Consider the following 1,767-nt stretch of genomic DNA (forward strand, 5'->3'; position numbering starts at 1 on the left):
CGCAGGACCCGGAAGTCGCCGCCGAAGAACGGGGCGCTGTAGTCGGCGTAGAGCATGGGCACGAATCCGGGCCACGGCTCGAAGGTGGACGACGTCCATTCCCAGACATCGCCGATGAGCTGCTCCACGCCGTACGCCGACGCGCCGGCCGGGAAGGCACCCACGAGCGCGGGGCGCAGGGCGTCGCCGCCGAGGTTGGCCAGGTCCGGCGTCCATTCCGCGTCCCCCCAGGGCCAGCGGCGGCGACGCCCCTCCTCCGGATCCCAGGCGCAGGCCTTCTCCCATTCCTGTTCGGAGGGCAGCCGCGCACCCGCCCATGCGGCGTAGGCCTGCGCCTCGTGGAAGCAGACATGCTGGACCGGCTCGTCGGGTGGGATGTCCTCGACCAGGCCGAACCGTGTTCGTGAGCCGTCCGATGACCAGGTGAGCGGACGGTCCAGGCCCGACTCGACCCGGTGGGACCAGCCGCGCGTCGACCACCACCCGGCGTCGTCGTAGCCGCCGTCGTCCATGAATGCCTGCCACTGGGCGTTGGTGACAGGGGCGCGGGCGATGCGGAAGTCCGGCAGATCGACGATGTGTGCCGGACGCTCGTTGTCGAGGGACCAGGGTTCGTGAGTCCCATCGACACCGAGGGTGAAGGGCCCGGCGGGGACCAGCACCGACTCCGACGGCAACTGCCGGCCAGGGGGCAGCGCAGTCCCGGGACCGAGGAGCGGTTCGCCGGCGCGCAACTGGTGGGTGGCCAGCATGGTCTCGACGTGTTGCTGCTCGTGCTGCTCGACCATGACGTGGGCGAACAGATCCTCGGGCGTGTCAGCGTCGGCCCTCTCCAGTGCGTCGAAGACGCGCGAGCGCACGTCTCCGATGAAGCTGCGGGCCTCTCGCGGGCTCAGCAGCGGGAGGGCGACACGGCTGGACCGAGGGTGCTCGAAGGCGTCGTAGAGGCGCTCCACCTGAGCGGTCAGCAGCCCTTGTCGGGCAGGGTCGCCACCTCGCAGCAACCAGAGGTCCTCCTGCTGACCGATGTGCGCGAGGTCCCAGACCAGCGGGCTCATCAAGGGACTGTGCTGGGTGGTCAGCTCGACGTCTTCGAGGTCGGTCAGCCTCCGGGTGCGCGCACGCGCATCCTCGAGTCCACGGGCGACGGTCTCACGCACGGGCCTCCTCCTCCAGGACCTGCAGCGGGCTGGTTCGTCGGATCCGGGCGCCGAGCTCGCTGCTCAGACTGCGACCGCTCGAGAGGAGCTCGACCAGGGCCTCCACGTCGGCCCGAAGTGGTGCCGGGCAGCGCCGGGCAGCCACCTCACCGCAGGCCGTCACCGCGACCCGCAGGGCCGGGTCGGCGAGGCCACGGCGGGCGGCGGTCTCCCATTCGCCTGCAACGGGCTCGCAGAGCTCTGCCGCAGCATCGGCGGCCACCGGGTCATCGATCAGGGTCACGGCCATGGCGGCCATGGCCGGCCACCACCGGTCGGGCATGGCATCGATGCATCGGATCTCGACGTAGCCGCGCGGCCGGATCGGTGGGAACAGGGTCGTGAGGTGGTAGTCGAGGTCCTGACGGCTTGCCGGGCGACCGATGAGCTGGGGCTCGCCCAGCCAGGCGCCGAACGGCACACGTCGGGTGACCGGCATGAGCCGTTCGCCGTCGGCGACCAGCATGACCGGCGCGTGGAGCGCGTTGTCCGCCCAGGCGTCGGCAGGGCCGCCGGCCGAGATCGGGTCGCTCCGCCCGGCATCGATGCCGTGCCAGGTCTCCTGTCG

The 1,767-nt window shown here is 71.4% G+C and carries 2 protein-coding genes; both read right to left on the reverse strand.

The annotated features are described in order from the left end of the window. Window positions 1–1,160, reverse strand: a 1,160-nt coding sequence (locus RMO85_RS17640) for an SUMF1/EgtB/PvdO family nonheme iron enzyme (RefSeq protein WP_310530026.1), incomplete at its 3' end; no start/stop codon positions are given. Next, a partial coding sequence (locus tag RMO85_RS17645; protein ID WP_310530027.1) for a glutamate-cysteine ligase family protein occupies window positions 1,153–1,767 on the reverse strand: 615 nt, incomplete at its 5' end. The genes RMO85_RS17645 and RMO85_RS17640, both read right to left, overlap by 8 nt.

This window comes from Nocardioides sp. (genome assembly GCF_031422975.1).
Classification (GTDB): domain Bacteria; phylum Actinomycetota; class Actinomycetes; order Propionibacteriales; family Nocardioidaceae; genus Nocardioides.